This is a genomic window from Marinobacter sp. C2H3, from assembly GCF_037080155.1.
Lineage (GTDB): Bacteria > Pseudomonadota > Gammaproteobacteria > Pseudomonadales > Oleiphilaceae > Marinobacter.
Genome location: NZ_JBBBNZ010000002.1, coordinates 40,052 through 58,497, shown reverse-complemented (window position 1 = coordinate 58,497; position 18,446 = coordinate 40,052). Strand labels below are relative to the sequence as shown.

Genomic DNA, 18,446 nt, shown 5'->3' with positions numbered 1-18,446 from the left:
TCAGTGACCTCCCTGGCTGGCCGGAGTGTGTTGGCTGTCGTCGTCGTATTCGAAGGGCACATGGGCGGCAGAGAACGGCCGCATCGGGCGCTCGGCCTCATGCTCGTCTTCATCGTGCTGGTCTTCCAGGCCGACGTAGAGCACGCGCATCAGGTAGTACACGCCGGCGGTGAACACCAGCGCGTAGACCACGATGTAACCAATGAGCGTGAACAGCGCCATACCCCCGGTCAGGGACGGCGTCACCGCCTCGGCCTGGGTCATCACCCCATACACGAGCCAGGGCGCGCGGCCACCCTCGGTGACAAACCAGCCGGTCAGCACCGCAATGAACGGCGCCAGGCTCATGAACCGCAGCCCCTGGAGGAACCAGGGCGTGCGCCAGTATCGGCCGCCCTTGCGAAGCACCAGCCCGGTCACCGCAAACAGCAGCATCAGCATGCCCATGGCCACCATGGTGCGGAACGACCAGAACACAAAGCCCACGGGCGGCTGCTCATCCACCGGAATTTCCTTCAGGCCCGGAACCACGCCATCCCAGGAGTGGGTGAGTACCATGCTGGCCAGGCTGGGAATGCCAATCTCCACCAGGTTCCTCTGGCTGTCCTTGTCCGGAATCGCGAACAGCAACAGCGGCACGTGGCTGGAGGTTTCCCAGTTACCCTCCATGGCGGCCACTTTCATCGGCTGATGCTCCAGCGTGTTCAGGCCGTGCATGTCGCCGACAAAAATCTGCAGCGGCACAATAAACAGCAGCAGCCAAAGGCACATGGACAGCGCCTTGCGGTTGGCTTCTACCTCACGGCCCCGCAGCAGGTACCAGGCGCTGACGCCGGCCACCACGAAACCGCCGGTGAGGAACGAGGCCAGAACCATGTGGGTGAACCGGTAGGGGAAGGAGGCGTTGAAAATGGCCTCGCTCCAGGAGGTCACATGAAACATGCCGTCCCGAAGCTCCACACCGGCCGGCGTCTGCATCCAACTGTTGGCGGAGAGAATCCAGAACGAGGAGATGAACGTGCCCAGGGCCACCATCATCGCCGCAAACAGGTGAACGCCCGCCGGTACTTTATGGCGACCAAACAGCATGACCCCCAGGAAGCCGGCTTCCAGGAAGAAGGCGGTGACCACCTCGTAACTGAGAATGGGCCCAAGGAAGTTGGCGGAGGCCTGGGCGAAATTGCTCCAGTTGGTTCCAAACTGGAACGACATCACGATGCCGGAGACCACCCCCATGCCGAAGACCACGGCGAATACCTTGGTCCAGAAGGCGGACAGCTTTTCCCAGACCGGGCTGCGGGTTTTGAAGGCCAGGCCTTCAAGGACGGCAATGTAGGAAGCGAGACCGATGGTGAACACCGGGAAAATGGCGTGGAATGACACCACGAACGCGAACTGCATGCGCGAAAGCAAGACTGGATCAAGTTCCATGGGAACCTCCGGTTAGACCACACACCAATGAGCCATCCCGCAGGAGCGGGGACGAGCCCGGCCACTGCCATAGCATGTTTTGTTATGTTGTAATAACCGGCAGATGGCATCCATGCTACAAGAAAAAACATCAACCCAAACAGGGCATAATGTCGCACTTTTGACTTGAGACAAGTATGGGAATCACGATGCACTTTTACGAAGAAAAAGTGTTGCCTTTCATCATAGACAAAGCCTGCTCAATGGGCCAAATCCTGAAGCTTCGGCAGCAGGTGGTGCCCCGGGCGAAAGGCGTGGTTCTGGAAGTGGGCATGGGCTCCGGCATCAACCTGCAATATTACGATGCCGGCCAGGTCAGCCTGGTCTACGGGCTGGAACCCTCCGAGGGCATGCGCCGCAAAGCTGCCAACAATGTTGCCGCCGCGCCGGTACCGGTGGAATGGGTCGATCTGCCCGGCGAGGCCATTCCGCTGGCGGACAACAGCGTGGACACCGTATTGCTGACCTTCACCCTCTGCACCATCCCGGATGCAAAGGCCGCGCTGGCCCAGATGAAGCGCGTGCTCAAACCCGACGGCGAACTGCTGTTTCTTGAGCACGGCCAGTCCTCCGATGCCAGGGTGCACACGTGGCAGAACCGCATCACGCCCACCTGGAAACGGTTTGCCGGCGGCTGCCACCTCAACCGCCCGATTGACGTGCTGATTCGCGAGGCCGGCTTTGAGGTTACGGAACTCGAAACCCTCTACGTGCCCGGCGCGCCGAAGATTGCCGGCTACGTATACCAGGGCAGGGCGACAAACCCCGACGGCTAATGGCCACCGCGCCCGCCGGAGCGGCGTCCGAGCGGAATCTGAATTGCGTTGCCCGGAACTGACTTATACAATTGCGCCCCGCAAATCCCCTCCTATGCCCGGATGGTGAAATTGGTAGACACAAGAGACTTAAAATCTCTCGGCCGCAAGGCCGTGCCGGTTCGATTCCGGCTCCGGGCACCATTCAAATCCAGACGTCGTTTTCAGCGGTTTTTTCACCAACTTCATCCCCGGTATTCACCACGCCGCGCGGTTCGATCAGTAAAACCTTCACCTCATGCTCCGCATAGGGCTTGTGTTCGACGCCTTTGGGAACCACGAACATTTCCCCCTCGGACAGGTCGACGTGGCCGTCCCGGAAATCGATGCGAAGTTGCCCTTCCAGAACGATGAACGTTTCATCGGTGTCTTTGTGGTCGTGCCAGACGAACTCGCCCTGGAGTTTGACGACCTTGAACTGGTAGTCGTTCATCTCCGCGATCACCTTCGGTGACCACTGGTCTTTGAAAAGGGCGAGTTTGTTCCGGAAGTTCACGGCTTGGTAGTTCATGGGGCCTCTCATTCGGTGTTTTGGAGACGGGTTGCCGTCAGATGATGTTTCTAAGCTTACCTGCAATGTAAGGCGCTGTGGCCAGCACGACCAGAACAAGGGGCCAGAGATTGCCATCCGCGAAGGTATAGGCCCTGGCCAGCTCAGACCACGATTTCCCCTGCAGTACACCGAACGTCGCCTCAAAAGCCAGGGTGAGGGCAAGCCAGCCGAAGCCGATGAGCCAGAGTTGGTGGCGGCGGCGGAGGTGCAGCCACGGGAGGCTGAGGTACACGACAACGAGGATGAGTACTGAGAGCAGAGAACCACTGAGCAGAAGGGATGTTGGGTTGCCCAGCCGCGGTAGAAGCAGATATTCGCGAATGATGCCGTTGCCAATCGCCAACACCAGGATGCCGGCCCAAACGACCATCGCTCTTATGGCAATCTGAGAGGTCATCACCGTTCGTGCCGTCCCTGTGCGTTCCGCGCTTGCCGCCCGAGTCAGCGGGGCTTGTACTGGGTCGGGCAGTATCCCCGGCTCACGTCCGGGCTACGTAATTTCAGATGTTTGGTCGCCCGACCGGATACCCGGGCCCGCCACAGATTAAAGCTACTCCGTTTCAGGCATCGGCGCATCAGGCGGATAACGTCCTTTTCGGCCAGCCCGAACTGACGTTCAATCGCTTCGAACGGTGTTCGGTCTTCCCAGGCCATTTCGATGATTCGGGATTCGTCGTCTATGGGTAATGTCATCGGCCCCTTCCCGTTGCTCGCTGTGCCGTCATATACGTCGGGCGTTCAACACGGATGAATGGTTTGATCCGTGGGAATGGCAACGCGCCGTGCACCCAATCAATCTGTGGCCTCGACGGCGTTTGCCGGGTGATGTCTGGACTGGCGATGGAGCAGGGCCGCCGAAACCATGGTCAGCGCGGACACAATGGCCAGCGCGGAAAATGCGACGTTGTGGGCTCCGATACGGCCGGTGCCACCCGTTTGCTGAACAAGAACCACAACACCGACGGCGCCCAGGGCGCCACCCACTCGCTGCACGATGTTCACCAGCGTTGTCGCGTCACCCATTTCGTCGGCAGCGGCTGTCGTGTAGGCCGCGGTCATCGCGGGCATCTGGGCAAGGGCCACGCCCACACCGCGCGCCACCAGGCACATGGCCAGGCTAACCGTTGATGGCACCTGGGGCCAGGCAAGGGGCAGGGTGCTGATCAACAGAAGGATGGCGCCAGCCAAAGACACACCTCCTCCCCCGAAGCGGTCGGTCAACGCGCCTGCAACGGGCAGTACAAACGCACTGCCCAGGCCCATCACCAAGAGCCATAACCCCGTGGTGACCGAATCCGCCCCTGCGATCAGCTGCAGATACAGGGGGATCAGCAGCAACCCTCCGTACATATTGGCACCTGTGAGGCCTGTGGTCAGGGTGGCCGTGGAAAACATCCTTCGTTTCAGAAGCGTTAGGTCGATGAGTGGGTTCCGACGGTAGATGGTGATTACCAGGAACGCGACCGTTAACAGGACACCGAGCGCCAGCGCAACCGGGCCCGCCTCGCCGTTTCCGGCGTCGCCCATGTCGGAGGCCCCGAACAGGAATAACGGTAGGCCAACGGCCAGTAGGGTATAAGCTGTAACGTCAATGGACCGTTGCGGATCCCGCTCGCCACGGGGTACCAGGCCGATGGCTGCGATCAGGGCCACCACCCCGATGGGAACGTTGAGCCAGAACAGCCAACGCCATGACACCGCATCAAGCAGAAGGCCGCCCAGCACCGGGCCCACAGCGGGCCCGAGCGCAATCACCAGGCCAAGGGTGCCAAAAATACGCCCGAGCTGGCCCTTGTCAATCGTCGACCCGATCACGGCCTGCCCTGCCGGTACCATAAGGCCCCCGGCAAGTCCCTGAACCAGACGGGCCGCGATTAACGCTGGCGCGTCTGGTGCCAATGCGCAGGACACCGACGCCAGTAAAAACACGATGAGGCTGCCAGCCCACAGCCGCCCATAGCCCAACCTTGCGCCAAGCCAGGCGTTGGCGGGTAGCGATACCGCCAACGCGCAAAGATACCCTGTGGCCACCCACTGGACGATGGATAGGCTGGACGAGAGATCGTCGCGAATGGCTTCAATGGCAAGGTTCGCCACGGTGGAATCGAGCATGGCCATGAAGGCGCCCGCCCCAGTCACGGCCGCGATGGCCCAAGCGCGTCCTGGAATGGGCGTTGGTGCTTTGGCCTGCTGGTTCAAACCGACAACCTCCATGCTGGTTCAGCGGAAACCGCTTATGCTGAAATGATGGCGCAGTAACCAGGGTCCTGTCGAAAATTCACGGGTTGCACACGTCATTCATTTGCCGCCAACCCCGACTCACGCTACTTTAATGCTATATCCGAAGAGGCCAGTAACGGATCGGAACCGTCGGCCTCGCCGGCTCGGCGCGCCCGCCTCGGGCGAATTAAAAAGAAAAAGGGAGTTTTCCGATGCGTTACTCCAACGTTGGCTTTGGCGCTATGGCAGCTGCCGGCCTTCTGGCTTTGGCCGGCTGTGGCGGAGGCGGTGGAAGTTCTGGTTCGGGAGGTACCTCTTCGCCAACCGTTAACCAGCTCGACAGCGGCCTTTACATCACATCATTGAAAAGCTCCAGCGGCGGCCAATACAGTGGGGGAACGTACTTTCTACCCTCTGGTAAGTTTACGACGATCTTTGAGGATAGCTCCGGCACCTACGTTTCGTTTGGGCAGTTGAGCATTAGCAATGGATCTATTTCAGGCCAGGGGACGGATTACCTGTACAGGAACGGTGTGCGCAGCAAAGTGTCTGGCACGTTGTCCGGAACCGCCAAATCGACGAGGGAGGCTGAGCTGAAAGGGTCCTCAAGTTCGGAGACCACAACGGCGATACTTGAGCGACAGAATACGTTCAGTGACAAGGGTTACACGCTGGCGGATATTGCGAATACGTACTCCGCGACTTCTAGCAGTTTGGTTTTTACCGTTTACGCCGATGGTTCTCTTGATGGCAATAATGGTAGTTGTCACTTCGCGGGCACGCTGCAGATTCCAGAAGCGAATATTAACGTTTATAAAATTAACTTTGAGGCAACCTTGTGTGCCCCCGGTGAGGGTGCGTCCGCAGCCGAGCGTAATGGCAATTACGAAGGCATCGGAACTTACGTACCGCCGAGTGGCGGCAGTACTGCCCAAATTCGTTTTGCTGCCAACAATGGCTCTTTGGCCATGGTCTTTATCGGCACTCAGTGAGCGCTAATTCGCCGTAAAAACCCCACCACCACCTCGAGCACCACACCTTCCTGCTCCCGGTGCGGCACATGCCCGCAGCCGGGCAGCAGGTGCATGTCACCCCGGCCGGACGTGCGCGAGCTATAGCGGCGGGGGTGTTCCGCGGAACCAAACTCATCGCTGTCACCGTGCAACGCCAGGCTGGGGCAGCGGACGTCTTTCAGCACGCCATCCAGTGTCCAGTCCCGAAACTCGTCTGAGAGCCAGGTATCAATCCAGGCGCTGAGCACCCAGGGTGCTTTGTCGCCGTGGTATTTGCGCAGGCGGTCGACTTGGCCGGGCTGGGCGAACTGGGCGCGGGCTTCGCGGATGCCGGCGAGGGTTTGCGCCTCCACGAACGCCTGGGCGGATTCGGTGATCAGCGCCTCGCAGCGGTTCGGGTAGGTAGCCGCGCAGGCGGCGGCCATGGCGCCGCCAACGCTGTGGCCGAAGGCGATGAAGTGGTCGATGCCCAAGTGATCGCACAGAGCGGTAAAGGCCTGCTTCGGTTCGGCTTCGATAAAGCCTCGGGTGAGCGCGTGGGGGCAGGGGTCGGAGTCCCCGAAGCCCGGGCGATCGTAGGCGATGACGGTGCGGCCGGTGGCGTTGGCGAGGGCGCCGGGAAACTCCCGCCAGAGTGCGACGCAGCCCAGGGAGTCGTGAAAAAGCACAATGGGTGCAGGGGACGATGAGCCCCGATCGCTGGCCGGCTCAGTTACGGAGTAGAAGATTCGGCCGATGGCGGAGGGCAGGTGGCCTGCGGTGTTCATAGCGCGGATTCCGTCGGGTGTGGATGACGAGGGGTGTGGGCGTCGCCGGGTTGACGTTAACGTAAAGTATTAGATGGGCATGTTGCCGCCGGTTGGGCATCTGGTCAATACTCGGTGGTACCGCGGATACCGCGATCTTTCCGACGCACACCCGTTCCAACAACAAGAGCGATCGCCCCCGACGGGCGCCAATTGCCACCAACGACCAGTGAGGCACCCCATGACGGACGCCAACGCACCCCTGATTTTGCAACACACCGAAAACGGCATCACCACCCTGACCCTGAACCAGCCGGACCGGCGCAACAGCCTGTCCATGGCCATGCTGGAGGCCCTGGGCCAGGCGCTTGGGAAGGCCGCAGCGGATCCGGACACCCGGGTGGTGGTGATTGCCGCTGCCGGCCATGTGTTTTCGGCCGGGCATGATTTGCGGGAGATTCGGGAGCACTTCGACCAATGTGACTTCCAGCAGGCCCTGTTCGACCGTTGCAGTGAGGTGATGCAGCAGATCGTCACCTTGCCCAAGCCGGTGATTGCCCGGGTGTCCGGCGTGGCCACGGCGGCGGGTTGCCAGCTGGTGGCGTCCTGCGATCTGGCCGTCGCCTCAGATACCGCGCGCTTTGCCACGCCGGGGGTCAACATCGGGCTGTTCTGTTCCACACCGATGGTGGCGCTGTCCAGGAACGTCACCCGTAAACAGGCCATGGAGATGCTGCTGACCGGCGAGATGATCAGCGCCAGCCGGGCAATGGAGATCGGGCTGGTGAACCGGGTGGTGGACGAGCAGGCGCTGGACGATACCGTGTACGGCATGGCGTCGGTGATTGCCGCCAAGTCCGGCCACACCCTCAAAATCGGCAAGGAAGCGTTCTATCGCCAGCTGGAGATGCCCCTGGTGGAGGCCTATGCCTACACGTCGAAGGTGATGGCGGACAACCTGCAGGCAAACGATGCCCAGGAGGGTATTTGTGCGTTTCTGGATAAGCGTTCGCCGGCGTGGCAGGACAAGTAGCTAAATCGCCCAGGGTCGGTCAGCCGTCGTTCGGGCAGGGTTGGTTCAGCAGCAGCCGGTCGCCCACGCCCAGATCATGGCGGCGGAAGAAGCCGGCGTTCATTTCCACCGCGGACCAATAAGGCTCTGCGCTGGCGTAGGTGGGGCAGCGCAGGCCGTTGGCCTGGTCGCAGGGCGTCATGGTTCGGATTGACCGAATGGTGCGCTGCCGGTCCAGGTAGGCAATGTCCAGTGGAATGAGCGTCTGGTACATCCAGAAGCCGCTGCTGGCCGGGCGCTGTTCACCGTACTCGAACAGCATGCCAGCGCTGTCGTGCAGGTCTGGGCGCTGCATCAGGCCCGCCTGCCGTTGCCGGTCGGTGTTGGTCACCTCAAGCGTAACGCTGACCATCGTTGGCCGGGCCGTGTCCGTCCGTTGCCCCAGAAAGCATGCCCGGGCTTCAGGCAGGCCGGTCTGGGGCAGGGCTCCCAGGCTCGGACCCTCGCTCTGGCAACCCGTGCTGAGGCCGGCCAGTATGGCAAGCGCGGCCCCCCGCAGCAGGCTCAACCGGCTCATGAGCGCAGCCGGTAGCCCGTCTTGAAGATCCACCAGATGGTGACCATGCAGGCGGTCAGGAACACCAGGGTCATGCCCACGCTGATACCCACGTGCACGTCCGACACCCCATAGAACGCCCACCGGAAGCCGCTGATCAGGTACACCACTGGGTTCACCAGGCTGATGGTCTGCCAGATGGGCGGCAGCATGTCGATGGAGTAGAAGGTGCCGCCGAGGAACACCAGGGGCGTGACGATCATCATCGGAACAATCTGCAGCTTCTCGAAGCCGTCCGCCCAGATGCCGATGATGAACCCGAACAGGCTGAAGGTAATGGCAGTAAGTACCAGGAACGAGAACATCCAGAACGGGTGCAGCACGCTGTAGTCCACGAACAGCCGCGCGGTGGCCAGGATGATCAGGCCGAGGATCACGGATTTGCTGGCCGCAGCGCCCACGTAGCCAAGCACCACCTCCACGTAGGACACGGGCGCAGACAGCACCTCGTAGATGGTCCCCGAAAACTTGGGCATATAGATACCAAAGGAGGCGTTGGAAATGCTCTGCATCAGAAGGGACAGCATCACCAGCCCCGGGATGATGTAGGCGGCGTAGTTGATGTTGTCGATGTGGCCCATGCGCGAGCCGATGGCCGAGCCGAACACCACGAAATACAGGCAGGTGGAGATGACTGGCGACAGGACACTCTGCATCACTGTTCGCTTCATGCGGGCCATTTCAAACTGGTAGATGGCGCGAACGCCGTAGAAATTCATGTGCGTCTCCCGTTTGCGTTCATTCGTGCACCAATCCCACAAAAATCTCCTCGAGCGAGCTTTCCCGCGTCTGCAGGTCGCGGTAGTCAATGCCCAGGTCGCCGAGGGTGCGCAGCAGGCGGGCCACGCCGGCCTGCTCCTGCTGGGAATCAAAGGTAAAGATCAGCTCCCAGCCGTCTTTGGCCAGCTCAACCGGCTCCAGGGTCAGCTCCCCGGGAATCTGGTCAAGCCGGTTCTGCAATTGCAGGCGCAGCTCTTTCTTGCCCAGCTTGGTCATCAGGCGGTCTTTATCCTCCACCAGGATGATCTCACCCTGGCGGATCACGCCAATCCGGTCCGCCATTTCCTCGGCTTCTTCGATGTAGTGGGTGGTCAGGATGATGGTCACACCGTCTTCCCGGAGCGTTCGCACCAGGTCCCACATGTCCCGGCGCAGCTCCACGTCGACACCGGCGGTGGGCTCGTCCAGGAACAGGATGCGGGGCTCGTGGGACAGCGCCTTGGCGATCATCACCCGGCGCTTCATGCCGCCGGAGAGGGACATGATGCGGTTGTTGCGCTTGTCCCACAGCGACAGCGCCTTGAGCACCTTCTCGATGTGTGCCGGGTTCGGTGCCTTGCCGAACAGGCCGCGGCTGAACGACACCGCATTCCAGACCGTCTCGAACGAATCGGTGTTCAGCTCCTGAGGGACCAGGCCAATGGTGGCGCGGGCCTGCCGGTAGTCGCGTACGATGTCGTAGCCGCCGGCGGTGACCTGGCCATCAGTGAGGTTGACGATGCCACAGATGATGCTGATCAGCGTGGTCTTGCCCGCGCCGTTCGGCCCCAGCAGGGCAAAGATCTCGCCCTTGTGGATCTCGAGGTTGATGTCTTTGAGCGCCTGGAAGCCATCTTCGTAGGTCTTGTTCAGGTGCTTAACGGAAATGTCCGACTGCACGTGTGGTACCTGCCTTAGCTGCTTGCGTCGTTGGGAGCGGGTGTTGCTTCGGGGCGGCGCGGGCCGACCGGGATGGAGCGATAGTTTCTCATGACTGGCCGGCATTGAGAAACCTCTCGCCACCGTAATGCGCATTCGTGAACGAGGCGAGGCCTGTTCGCGCCGGGCTGGTGTAAACTGACCGGGTCAGCCAATAACAAGGAACTGGTAATGGATTACGGTGACAGCGTTCAAAAGGTTCTTCTGAGAAAACTGAAAAAGGCCGAGCAGGAGACCATCCAGCTTCGCCTGGATTACTGCCGCTTCGTGTTTGGCCTGTCCCGGCGCACCCGGGTGGTGGCCGACGGTCAGGTGTATGAGGTGTGCTCGGTGGATATCGATTCCATGGCCTACAACGCCGATGGCACCTTAACCCGTCCGGCGGTGTCGGGCTTGCCGTTGGGTGAGGGTGCAACCGCTACGGCCGAACCCACGTTCCTCGGCACGGATTGGCAGCTCGCGCCGGCCCAGGCGGCTGCGGCGGTCAGATGAATGCGTTGCTGGTGACCGCCTGATAGACGCTGGCGGGCGCCGGTACAAAATGATGTCCCTGCCAGTGGCTGGCGCCTTCCAGGCCGGCCCGAAAGCAGGTCAGGTATACGCTGTCCGAAGTCAGGTTGCGAATGGCCCAGAGCAGGTCGGTGTGGGGCGCTTCCCATTTGCGGCCGGCGATTTGCGCGGCCAGCGCGGCGAGCTGCGGGGAATGGCGGGCAGAGCGCTCGCACAGGGCATTGGCCGCACCGTACAGCCAGATACCCGCGTACACCCGAACCTGACCCGGCGACTGGGCCAGGGGCAGGGCCTGCTCCCGGCAGTCCCGGTCCTGCAGGCCCGCCAGGATATGAAGCTGGGTGACCAGCTCCAGATGATTCGCGCGGGGACGCTCCGACGGCATTACCGGCGCGAAGACGTCCTCAGCCGGAGCCGGAAAGCCGCCTGAACGACTGTCTGGCATCGCATCCATCAGAGGCTCCGTTCGGGCCAGGGCCTTTACCTTCACGCCCAATAGCAGAACCAACCCGGCCAGACCCAACAGCGATGCCACTTCCAGGCTGTTCGCAACAAGGTCGGCGGTTGTGCTGGCCAGAGGTGCCGTCATGGTTGTTCGTGCTCCCGGAGTTGAAACAGTTGGGCGAAAAAGCGTGGGTTAACGCGACTTACGCCCTGAGTGTAACAACGTGTAACGCCAATTCCTTGCCGAAACCCGCCTGATGTGACCCGACACCACTTTGATCTGACGGAAATGTGACGCCGCTCGCAGCCGGGTTGACGTAAGGCAGGTTGGTCCGGGGGCCGGGCGGACAGGCGTCTACGAAGAGACGAGGGGAGGAAGCGCCGGACGGTTCAGCAGGTGGGCATGGTCTGTAAGGCCAGGCGCCGGCGAATGTAGCGCCCGAGGGTATCAATCCCGATGTTCAGCAGGGCGGTGATCAGTATGAGGATCAGCGCCCGGTCGAAATGGATGTTCTGGATGGCGCTGTCCACGTAGAACCCCAGGGTGTAGATACCCAGCACCCCGAGGATGGCGGTTTCCCGCATGATGATTTCCCACCGGTAGAACAGGAACGCCAGGAACGAGCGATACACCCGGGGCACCAGCTCCCAGCTGTAGCGGTTCACCCCGATGGGTGCGTCCGGGCGGAGGGTCAGGTTGTTGGTCTGGCGGCCAATCAGGTGGCCAATAATGCCGCCGTTGTGCAGGGCCAGTGCAATCACGGCCGGCAGCATGGACGGTCCCAGCAGCTGCAGCAGGATGTAGGCCAGCACGTATTCCGGCGTCGAACGGGCAATCACCAGCCCCACGTGCCCCAGTAACCGCCGCTTCGGGCCGCCAAAATGCCGGGAAATCAGCGGAAAGGTCAGCAGGGCCAGCAAGCCCGTGGCCACCAGGGCCATCTGGGTGAGAATGACGGTGTTCCAGATACCCGGCAGCGCTTCGTTAATCGCGAGGTCAGAAGCCCAGGCCCACAGGCCGCTCAGGCCATCGCCGCTGCGAAGGGGTTCCGGCACGATGTCCTCGGTAAAAAACCGCGCCACGTTGCCCCAGACAATCGGAAATCCTTCGCCCAGAAAAAAGGGCGCTGACAGCACATAGACCGGCAGCAGGCGAGGCCGCACCCACAGGGGAATGGTCGCAATCAGCACGTAGAACAGGATCAGCATGGCGCCGGCGTCGGAGTACATGCCCTGGGAGAACGACGTCTCCAGGTAGAAACCCAGGGTGGGCAAACCCACGAAGCCCAGAATCGCCGAGGACCGCAGGCCGCATTCCAGCCGATACGCGGTGTAGGTGCGGATCTGGTGCCAGGCGTCCGGGATGCGGGCGTACAGGAACGCGGACACAACGCCGGTACCCGGCGGCAGCAGGCGCCGGGGTGTGTCGTCTGCCTCATCGAGGATCTCTGAATACACCTTGGCAAAAATGCCGGCATACGGGATCGCGATGGCCAGCACCCCGGTCAACGGGTGAAAGCCGAAGAACTGGAGAAAAATCAGCGCCCAGAACAACTCGTGTATGGCGCGGATAAAGTTGCAGAACAGGCGCACCGGCAGGAAGCGGTACACCAGAGCCAGCAAAAAGCCCGAGGCGCTGCCGGCGGCCACGCCGACGAAGGCAAACGCCACGGTGCGCAGGAGCGCCGTTGCCAGGCCTTCCGAGCTGAAGAAATTCGGGGTGGCGACACCCAACAGGAAGTTGCCCAGGTCCCGCCAGGGATTGGCAGCGGTGATGGCGATGTCGGAGAACGCCAGACTGACCAGCGCAATGGCCACAAACAACAGGCTGATCTGGACGGTGGGTGCGGTGCGCATACGTGGACGCACCCTCAATACAACGACGTGATGTCGGCGTGGGACAATCGGTCGCTTGGCTCGTCGAGGGCGATGCTGCCATCGGCGATACCAATGATGCGGGTGCAGTAGGCCAGCGCCAGGTCTACGTCGTGCAGGGCAATCACGCTGGTCTCGAAACGGTCCCGAAGCAGCGCCATCACCTGATGGGCCATGGGGCCGTCCAGGGCTGATACCGGCTCATCGGCCAGCAGCAGATCGGCGCCCCGGTACAGGGCCCTGCCAATGGCTACCCGCTGACGCTGGCCGCCGGACAGCGCCGCAGCCGGCTTCCATTGCTGGGGCACCAGGTCCAACTCGGACAGCAGCTCGCGAACCTGTTGACGGTCGCGCTGGCGTGGCCGGACCAGGGTCGACAGATTGTACAGCGTGGAATGGCGGTCGAGCTGGCCCATGAACACGTTGTGAAACACCGGCAGCGCGTTGACCAGTCCCAGGTCCTGAGGCACCAGGGCTGCCTGACTGCCCAAGTGCTCATACAGCAGGCGGATCAGCGTGGACTTGCCGGCACCGCTTTTGCCAACGAGCGCCACTTTGTCGCCCTGCGCCACCCTCAGCGACAAGGGGCCAAGGACCCGCTCGCCGCCGAAGGAGGCCGTCAGGCCGGAAACGTCAATGCCTGGCATCAATCGATGATCCCGAGCGCCTTTGCGGTTTTCTCGATGGGCACGTAGTCATCGTTGCTCGCCGGCACAAAGCCTGATCGCGGGAAGCTTTCCAGCAGTTTCGGGTCGTTCAGGTCCAGCAGGGCCTGGCGGACCTTGTCCTTGAAGCCGTCGCCGAAGCGCTCGTTCACATCACCACGAATGGTCCACTGGTAGTCCGGGTAGGACGGGGTCTGCCAGACAACGCGAACCTTGTCGGTATCGATGTTGCCGTCCTCGAGTTCCTTGTTCCACACCTGGAAGTTCAGGGCGCCCACCTGGTAGGTGCCGGCTTCCACCAGCCTGAGGGTGCGGGTGTGGTTGTCACTGAAACCCACGCGGGAAAAGACGTCCTCCGGTGCGGCATCAAACGCTTCGCGCAGGTAGAAATCCGGCATCAGGCGGCCAGAGGTGGACCCTTTTGCGCCAAAAGTGAAGGTTTTGCCCTTGAAGTCGTCCTTCAAGTCCGCCAGGTTGTCTGCCGGCTGGATGCCGGTGCTGGTGTTGGCGATGAAATAACTGACAAATGCCTGGTCTTCAACGCCCTGGGCCAATGCCTCGGAGCCGGGAACGAGGGCCCGGGCCTGAACACCGGACAACCCGCCGAACCATGCCAGCTGGACCTGGTTATTGCGGAACGCCGTGATGGCCGCGGCGTAGGATTTTACCGGGATATAACGGACATCCACGCCGAGCTTGTCTTCGAGGTAATCGGCAACGCCCTGGAAGCGCTCGACAAGCTTGGTTTCGTCTTCGTCCGGGATGGCGGTGAATACGAACGTCTCGGCCTGAACCGCGGTAGCGCTGAGGGCAAGCAGGGACGAGGCGATAAGGGTTCTCAGGGAACGTATGGCCATGACAAGTCCTTCTGGGTGTGGGCTTAGGGTGGTTGTGCGTCTTTGGGCGTCGCACCGATCTGATCGACGCGAGTGCGGCAGGATACCGTGATTTACGCGAGCACTGAACCTCTTTACGATACCGGCATTGCTTTGGCTTTGCGGTATCCCGCCATGAAAAAGGTTCGTCCATGCAGGTTCTGATGATCACTCCGGCAACGCCGGGTTCCCGTGCCGGCAACCGCGCCACCGCGGAACGCTGGCAGGCGCTGCTGACCGGGGCGGGCCACACGGTGGCCGTTGATACTGAGTACCACGGGCAACCGTGCGACGTGATGATCGCCCTGCATGCGTGGCGCAGCCGAGAGGCCATCCAGGCCTTCCGGGAACGCAGACCCGACCGCCCGTTGATCGTGGTGCTCACCGGTACGGATGTCTACCTGCACCTCAACCGGTGTCCGGAGGAGACCTTGGCAAGCCTGGACGCGGCGGACAGCCTGATCGGCCTGCACGACCAGCTCAGCAGGGACATCCCGGCTCGGTTTGCCGATCGCCTGGTGACGCTTTACCAGTCGGCGCGCGTGCCCGCTGCACAGCCGGCCCCGCCGTCCGATGTGTTCCAGGTTTGCGTGGTTGGTCACCTTCGTGACGAAAAGGATTCGTTGAGGGCCGCCCTGGCGCTGCGCCATATTCCGGTGGACCGTGCCGTGCGGGTGATCTGCGCCGGCAAGCCCCTTGACGACGCCTGGCGTGACCGGGCCTTGCGGGAAGCCCGGGACAATCCCCGCTTCCAGTGGCTCGGCGAATTGGACCAGGCCGGCACGGAGCGGCTGCTCACAGGCAGCCACGTGATGGTCATCAGCTCGGTTATGGAAGGGGGTGCCAACGTGGTCTCCGAAGCCTGCAGGGCGGGTGTGCCCGTGCTGGCCAGCGACATTCCGGGCAACCGGGGACTGCTGGGAGACGATTATCCGGGCTATTTTCCCGTCGGGGACGAGGCGGCCCTGGCTCGGCTGATGCTCCGCGCCATGGACGACAGGCCGTTTCTGGACGACGTGCGCCGGTGGGTCGCGGAACGGGCCACCCGCTTTACCCCGGAGCGGGAGCAGGCCAGCCTGCTGGCGGCGCTGGCGCTTGCCGTGGAACGGTGCCGACAGCGCCGGGGCGGCACCGGCTGATCGGCATGCATCGCGGCCTGCGCCGGGCCCGGGTTGTCAGCTTTTCAGGGTAATCGGTTCGATGGGCCCCTGTTCGTCCTGGGCGGTCACACGGCCGATGATGGTGGTTTGGGGATACCCCAGGGCTCGCAGTTCACGAACGCAGGCCTGGGCCTTGTCGGCCGGCACGCTGGCCAGCAGGCCACCGGCGGTCTGCGGATCAAAAATCAGCGGGTAGAGCGGGTGGTTCACCCACTTTTCCTGCTCGCGAATGCCGCGACGCAGGCGCACATTGGCCGGCTGCAGGGAGCTCATGATACCGGCGGCGACGGTCTCTTCCGCCCCCGGCAGGATCGGGATGGCGGACAGGTTCAGTTCCGCGTCCACACCGGACGGGCGGGTCATTTCCACCAGGTGGCCGAGCAGGCCAAAGCCCGTTACGTCGGTACAGGCCCGGGTGCCGAAACGCCGCAGGCACTCGGCCGCCGCCTTGTTGGACTGCATCATGGAGGTGAGGGCCGCATCAATCCAGCGGCCTTTCGCGGCGAGGCGGGCGTGGGCGGCAAACAGGGTGCCGGTGCCAATCGGCTTGGTCAGGATCAGTACGTCGCCGGGTTTCAGCCCGCCTTTGCTCATCACCTCGTCCGGATCGATCAGGCCGTTCACCGCAAAGCCCAGGGCCAGTTCCTTGCCTTCACCGGTGTGCCCGCCCACCAGGGCGCAGCCCGCTTCGTTGAGAACCTCCACCGCACCGGACATCATCTGGAACACCACGTCTTCCACTTTGGACTCGATACCGTAGGGCACCGTCGCCACAGCCGTGGCGCTTTGGGCCTCTGCGCCCATGGCAAATACGTCGCCCAGGCTGTGATTGGCGGCCACTTTGCCAAACACATAGGGGTCGTCGATGAACGCGCGGAAAAAGTCTACGGTGTGCACCACCGCCTTACCGGGCGGTACACGCAGCACGGCCGCGTCATCCGGCGCGTGCAGGCCAATCAGGATGTCGTCCCGTTCGATGGGGCGCAGCTCACCCAGGGCCCGGGACAGCACGGTGCTGCCCACTTTGGCGCCACAGCCGCCACAGCGCATGGCCACGGCGGAAATGGCCTGGGCGGCTTCCTCCGGGCTCTGGGCCGCCGAGGTGTCCGGCAGTGTGCCGTCGTCTGCCATGGGGGGCAGGTCGCCAAACTTGCGCATGAAGCGACGGTCGATCCAGTTCTTCCAGCGCCAGACCCAGGCGCCCTGAAAACTGGTCTGCCCCCGGGAGGCCACGGCGTAGCGGTCGCCGGTGCTGATCAGCGCCAGCCAGTGTTTTTGCGGGTGGAAATCCCGAGGCGACTGCCCCGTGGCCACCCGGCGCAGGTTGTCGGCCAGCGGACGGCCCTGGCGAACCGCAAACACGCCGGCTTTTTCCCTGGGGTGGTTCACCACGTTGGCGATGTCACCGGCGGCGAAAATGGCGTCGTCGGTTTCGCTTTGCAGGGTGTCCCGCACCCGGACGAACCGGCCAGGGTCCAACGCCAAACCGGTGTCCTCAAGCCAGGCCGGTCCGCCGGCCCGGGTCACCCAGAGAACCTCGTCGGCCTCAAAGATATCGCCGGCGGCGGTTTCAAGCTCGTTAGCGCCCACTCGGGATACGGCCGAACCCAGGTGCAGTTGAACACCGCGCTGGCTGAGGGTGCGTTCAAACACCCCCCGAACCCGGGCGTTGTGGGTCGGCAGTATCCGGTCGGCCCCATCAAAAAGATGGAAATGCAGCAGGTCCGGGTCTTTGCCGCGCTCCGTGAGCACGTTCCGCAGCCGGTGCTGCATGGCCAGGGTCAGCTCCACGCCGCCGGCGCCGGCACCCACCACGGCAACCGTCATCCGCCCGTCGTGCTGTTCCACACGGTCCAGAAGGGCAAGCCAGCGCTGGTTGAAGCCGGTAATGGGCTTGACCGGCACGGCGTAATCGCTGGCGCCCGCCACGTCTGATACCCGGGGGGAGGAGCCAATGTTGATGGAGAGCACGTCGTAGGGCACGTCCGGGCGGGTCCGACAGTGAATGCGCTTGCGACTGCGGTCCAGCCCGATCACCTCGTCCCGGTAGAATCGCGCGCCGGCGTATTCCGCCAGGCGGCTCAGGTCGATGTGAACGTCATCGTAGTCGTAGTGGCCCGCCACATAGCCCGGCAGCATGCCGGAGTAGGGCGTGTGGGTGTCGCGGCAGATGAGCGTCAGGCGTACGCCGGGGACCGGATTCATGGCGAATCGCTTCAGGACCCCAACGTGGCTGTGCCCACCGCCAACCAGAACGATATCGCGTAAAACAGGCTGGTCAGGCGTTCGCATCAGGTGGTTGTCTTGGCGTTTGGAATGGGAAGGGGGACGGTGCTCAGGCCATTTGCCGGAATCCCGGCGTGGATCCCTGGGGCGACGTGCGGCGGGATTTCAGAGACAGCTTTCGTGACAGCACATCCCGCATTCGGCGGAGCTTATCCTCCGCACTGGAACTTGGATTAACGTCCGAGAAATCAATAGAGTAAAAGAAATTGCTGCAGTGCTTTCTACGCTCAGTCACCAGCCCGGTCAACGGCCCCGTGCTGAGGTTCTCGAAGGGCATGGTCATCACAAGGTCCAACGTTACCGAATCCCCAGGCTCAAAGACCTTGTCCGTTTTCAGCACGCAGCCGTAGCTGTCGAGCTCAAACACCGACGCCTCCACCTGTTCCTTGCGGAACAAGCCACGGCGTACCCGGAAGCGGGCGACGAGGTCTGGGAGTGCGTCGTTCATGTCTGCCGGTCTCTCGTGATGTCCGTGGTCACGCGCTTCG

General features: G+C 62.5%; 20 protein-coding genes and 1 tRNA gene. 6 read left to right on the top strand and 15 right to left on the bottom strand.

The window, feature by feature from the left end; genetic code table 11:
• On the bottom strand, window positions 1-1,431 hold the full coding sequence (locus V3388_RS05385; RefSeq protein WP_336366518.1) for a cytochrome ubiquinol oxidase subunit I: 1,431 nt from the start codon (window positions 1,429-1,431) through the stop codon (window positions 1-3).
• Between the two features lie 188 nt (window positions 1,432-1,619).
• On the opposite strand from V3388_RS05385, the gene V3388_RS05380 reads away from it, so the two are divergent.
• Complete coding sequence (locus V3388_RS05380) at window positions 1,620-2,246, top strand: class I SAM-dependent methyltransferase (protein ID WP_336367281.1); 627 nt, start codon at window positions 1,620-1,622, stop codon at window positions 2,244-2,246.
• 96 nt (window positions 2,247-2,342) lie between these two features.
• Window positions 2,343-2,429, top strand: a tRNA-Leu gene (locus tag V3388_RS05375).
• 1 nt (window position 2,430) lies between these two features.
• Here the strand turns inward: V3388_RS05375 and V3388_RS05370 are convergent.
• The 4 genes from V3388_RS05370 to V3388_RS05355 all read right to left on the bottom strand — a co-directional run bounded on the left by V3388_RS05370 (window position 2,431) and on the right by V3388_RS05355 (window position 5,052).
• Window positions 2,431-2,796 carry a cupin domain-containing protein gene (locus V3388_RS05370; protein ID WP_336366517.1) on the bottom strand — a complete coding sequence of 122 codons (366 nt, stop codon included), beginning with the start codon at window positions 2,794-2,796 and terminating at the stop codon, window positions 2,431-2,433.
• 37 nt (window positions 2,797-2,833) lie between these two features.
• A complete protein-coding gene (locus V3388_RS05365; protein ID WP_336366516.1) occupies window positions 2,834-3,235 on the bottom strand; it encodes a hypothetical protein in 402 nt (133 codons plus the stop codon).
• Between the two features lie 44 nt (window positions 3,236-3,279).
• Window positions 3,280-3,531, bottom strand: coding sequence for a TIGR03643 family protein (locus tag V3388_RS05360; RefSeq protein WP_336366515.1), 252 nt, complete (start codon window positions 3,529-3,531; stop codon window positions 3,280-3,282).
• Window positions 3,532-3,630: 99 nt separating this feature from the next.
• Window positions 3,631-5,052: a DHA2 family efflux MFS transporter permease subunit gene (locus tag V3388_RS05355; RefSeq protein WP_336366514.1), complete on the bottom strand. Its 1,422-nt coding sequence runs from the start codon at window positions 5,050-5,052 to the stop codon at window positions 3,631-3,633.
• A gap of 218 nt (window positions 5,053-5,270) precedes the next feature.
• Here V3388_RS05355 and V3388_RS05350 point away from each other — a divergent pair, with 218 nt between their 5' ends.
• Window positions 5,271-6,050, top strand: a complete 780-nt coding sequence (locus V3388_RS05350; protein WP_336366513.1) for a hypothetical protein — start codon at window positions 5,271-5,273, stop codon at window positions 6,048-6,050.
• Here the strand turns inward: V3388_RS05350 and V3388_RS05345 are convergent.
• On the bottom strand, window positions 6,044-6,838 hold the full coding sequence (locus V3388_RS05345) for an alpha/beta fold hydrolase (protein WP_442915611.1): 795 nt from the start codon (window positions 6,836-6,838) through the stop codon (window positions 6,044-6,046). The genes V3388_RS05350 and V3388_RS05345 overlap by 7 nt on opposite strands.
• Window positions 6,839-7,058: 220 nt before the next feature.
• Here V3388_RS05345 and V3388_RS05340 point away from each other — a divergent pair, with 220 nt between their 5' ends.
• On the top strand, window positions 7,059-7,850 hold the full coding sequence (locus V3388_RS05340; protein ID WP_336366512.1) for an enoyl-CoA hydratase: 792 nt from the start codon (window positions 7,059-7,061) through the stop codon (window positions 7,848-7,850).
• A gap of 19 nt (window positions 7,851-7,869) precedes the next feature.
• Here V3388_RS05340 and V3388_RS05335 read toward each other — a convergent pair whose 3' ends face one another.
• The 3 genes from V3388_RS05335 to V3388_RS05325 are packed head-to-tail and all read right to left on the bottom strand — an operon-like array spanning window position 7,870 to window position 10,104.
• Entirely contained in the window at window positions 7,870-8,406 is a 537-nt protein-coding gene (locus V3388_RS05335; RefSeq protein ID WP_336366511.1) for a DUF192 domain-containing protein, read from the bottom strand.
• Complete coding sequence (locus tag V3388_RS05330) at window positions 8,403-9,164, bottom strand: ABC transporter permease (RefSeq protein WP_336366510.1); 762 nt, start codon at window positions 9,162-9,164, stop codon at window positions 8,403-8,405. Before V3388_RS05330 ends, V3388_RS05335 begins: the two co-directional genes overlap by 4 nt.
• Before the next feature lie 19 nt (window positions 9,165-9,183).
• Complete coding sequence (locus V3388_RS05325) at window positions 9,184-10,104, bottom strand: ABC transporter ATP-binding protein (protein WP_336366509.1); 921 nt, start codon at window positions 10,102-10,104, stop codon at window positions 9,184-9,186.
• A gap of 210 nt (window positions 10,105-10,314) precedes the next feature.
• Here V3388_RS05325 and V3388_RS05320 point away from each other — a divergent pair, with 210 nt between their 5' ends.
• A complete protein-coding gene (locus tag V3388_RS05320) occupies window positions 10,315-10,635 on the top strand; it encodes a hypothetical protein (RefSeq protein ID WP_336366508.1) in 321 nt (106 codons plus the stop codon).
• On the opposite strand, the gene V3388_RS05315 is transcribed toward V3388_RS05320, so the two are convergent.
• The 4 genes from V3388_RS05315 to V3388_RS05300 all read right to left on the bottom strand — a co-directional run bounded on the left by V3388_RS05315 (window position 10,628) and on the right by V3388_RS05300 (window position 14,494).
• Window positions 10,628-11,242, bottom strand: coding sequence for a hypothetical protein (locus V3388_RS05315; protein WP_336366507.1), 615 nt, complete (start codon window positions 11,240-11,242; stop codon window positions 10,628-10,630). The two genes, V3388_RS05320 and V3388_RS05315, sit on opposite strands and share 8 nt — an antisense overlap.
• Before the next feature lie 245 nt (window positions 11,243-11,487).
• On the bottom strand, window positions 11,488-12,954 hold the full coding sequence (locus V3388_RS05310) for a PhnE/PtxC family ABC transporter permease (protein WP_336366506.1): 1,467 nt from the start codon (window positions 12,952-12,954) through the stop codon (window positions 11,488-11,490).
• Window positions 12,955-12,968: 14 nt separating this feature from the next.
• Window positions 12,969-13,619 carry an ATP-binding cassette domain-containing protein gene (locus V3388_RS05305; protein ID WP_336366505.1) on the bottom strand — a complete coding sequence of 217 codons (651 nt, stop codon included), beginning with the start codon at window positions 13,617-13,619 and terminating at the stop codon, window positions 12,969-12,971.
• Window positions 13,619-14,494: a putative selenate ABC transporter substrate-binding protein gene (locus V3388_RS05300; RefSeq protein WP_336366504.1), complete on the bottom strand. Its 876-nt coding sequence runs from the start codon at window positions 14,492-14,494 to the stop codon at window positions 13,619-13,621. The genes V3388_RS05305 and V3388_RS05300 overlap by 1 nt, the downstream gene beginning before the upstream one ends.
• Window positions 14,495-14,664: 170 nt before the next feature.
• Here V3388_RS05300 and senB point away from each other — a divergent pair, with 170 nt between their 5' ends.
• A complete protein-coding gene (gene senB / locus V3388_RS05295; protein WP_336366503.1) occupies window positions 14,665-15,651 on the top strand; it encodes a selenoneine biosynthesis selenosugar synthase SenB in 987 nt (328 codons plus the stop codon).
• Between the two features lie 36 nt (window positions 15,652-15,687).
• Here senB and selD read toward each other — a convergent pair whose 3' ends face one another.
• Together selD and V3388_RS05285 are read right to left on the bottom strand one after the other, a co-directional pair.
• Window positions 15,688-17,964, bottom strand: a complete 2,277-nt coding sequence (gene selD, locus V3388_RS05290; RefSeq protein WP_336366502.1) for a selenide, water dikinase SelD — start codon at window positions 17,962-17,964, stop codon at window positions 15,688-15,690.
• A gap of 43 nt (window positions 17,965-18,007) precedes the next feature.
• Window positions 18,008-18,406 (bottom strand): hypothetical protein, encoded by a 399-nt coding sequence (locus V3388_RS05285; protein WP_336366501.1) that lies wholly within the window; start codon window positions 18,404-18,406, stop codon window positions 18,008-18,010.
• Between the last annotated feature and the right edge of the window lie 40 nt (window positions 18,407-18,446).

Coding starts and splice junctions, on each gene's coding strand:
- V3388_RS05385 (WP_336366518.1), bottom strand. CDS start 1,431: ATGGAACTTGATCCAGTCTTGCTTTCGCGCATGCAGTTCGCGTTCGTG.
- V3388_RS05380 (WP_336367281.1), top strand. CDS start 1,620: ATGCACTTTTACGAAGAAAAAGTGTTGCCTTTCATCATAGACAAAGCC.
- V3388_RS05370 (WP_336366517.1), bottom strand. CDS start 2,796: ATGAACTACCAAGCCGTGAACTTCCGGAACAAACTCGCCCTTTTCAAA.
- V3388_RS05365 (WP_336366516.1), bottom strand. CDS start 3,235: ATGACCTCTCAGATTGCCATAAGAGCGATGGTCGTTTGGGCCGGCATC.
- V3388_RS05360 (WP_336366515.1), bottom strand. CDS start 3,531: ATGACATTACCCATAGACGACGAATCCCGAATCATCGAAATGGCCTGG.
- V3388_RS05355 (WP_336366514.1), bottom strand. CDS start 5,052: ATGGAGGTTGTCGGTTTGAACCAGCAGGCCAAAGCACCAACGCCCATT.
- V3388_RS05350 (WP_336366513.1), top strand. CDS start 5,271: ATGCGTTACTCCAACGTTGGCTTTGGCGCTATGGCAGCTGCCGGCCTT.
- V3388_RS05345 (WP_442915611.1), bottom strand. CDS start 6,838: ATGAACACCGCAGGCCACCTGCCCTCCGCCATCGGCCGAATCTTCTAC.
- V3388_RS05340 (WP_336366512.1), top strand. CDS start 7,059: ATGACGGACGCCAACGCACCCCTGATTTTGCAACACACCGAAAACGGC.
- V3388_RS05335 (WP_336366511.1), bottom strand. CDS start 8,406: ATGAGCCGGTTGAGCCTGCTGCGGGGGGCCGCGCTTGCCATACTGGCC.
- V3388_RS05330 (WP_336366510.1), bottom strand. CDS start 9,164: ATGAATTTCTACGGCGTTCGCGCCATCTACCAGTTTGAAATGGCCCGC.
- V3388_RS05320 (WP_336366508.1), top strand. CDS start 10,315: ATGGATTACGGTGACAGCGTTCAAAAGGTTCTTCTGAGAAAACTGAAA.
- V3388_RS05315 (WP_336366507.1), bottom strand. CDS start 11,242: ATGACGGCACCTCTGGCCAGCACAACCGCCGACCTTGTTGCGAACAGC.
- V3388_RS05310 (WP_336366506.1), bottom strand. CDS start 12,954: ATGCGCACCGCACCCACCGTCCAGATCAGCCTGTTGTTTGTGGCCATT.
- V3388_RS05305 (WP_336366505.1), bottom strand. CDS start 13,619: ATGCCAGGCATTGACGTTTCCGGCCTGACGGCCTCCTTCGGCGGCGAG.
- V3388_RS05300 (WP_336366504.1), bottom strand. CDS start 14,494: ATGGCCATACGTTCCCTGAGAACCCTTATCGCCTCGTCCCTGCTTGCC.
- senB (WP_336366503.1), top strand. CDS start 14,665: ATGCAGGTTCTGATGATCACTCCGGCAACGCCGGGTTCCCGTGCCGGC.
- selD (WP_336366502.1), bottom strand. CDS start 17,964: ATGCGAACGCCTGACCAGCCTGTTTTACGCGATATCGTTCTGGTTGGC.
- V3388_RS05285 (WP_336366501.1), bottom strand. CDS start 18,406: ATGAACGACGCACTCCCAGACCTCGTCGCCCGCTTCCGGGTACGCCGT.